Source organism: Snodgrassella sp. CFCC 13594 (assembly GCF_001590725.1).
In the GTDB taxonomy this organism is placed as follows: domain Bacteria; phylum Pseudomonadota; class Gammaproteobacteria; order Burkholderiales; family Neisseriaceae; genus Snodgrassella.
Genome location: NZ_LQXR01000099.1, coordinates 1 through 376, shown reverse-complemented (window position 1 = coordinate 376; position 376 = coordinate 1). Strand labels below are relative to the sequence as shown.

Sequence of the window (376 nt, the reverse complement as noted above, 5' to 3'; positions counted from 1 at the left end):
TGTAGATTTGTCTACATAGGTTTTATTGGTGATGTGATCGCCTTCAGTGATCGGGCCTGTATAGGTCGCACCAGTATTGTTCACAACAAAGTTGTTACCCAATTTGGTTTCACCTGTCGTGGTTAAGTTCGTGGTGTTCACATTGGTGAATGTGACATCTTTTGCTGTTGAAACTTTGATACCACCTGCTGCGTCAGCAGTCAGTTCTATGTTGTCACCAGTAACAAAGTTGGCTTTGTTGTCAGCTTTATTAAGGGTTTTAACATCTTTACCGTCAATCTGAGTCACGACTGTTTGTAATGCAGTGTCTGCATTAATCAAACTGTCTTTGGTTGCATCACTCAAATCAACTGCATAATCAGTGATGTTATTGGCA

At 40.7% G+C, this 376-nt stretch carries 1 protein-coding gene; it reads right to left on the bottom strand.

What is annotated here, in order from left to right; genetic code table 11:
- On the bottom strand, window positions 1–376 hold a 376-nt coding region (locus A2F46_RS12775; RefSeq protein ID WP_197457680.1), incomplete at both ends, for a hypothetical protein.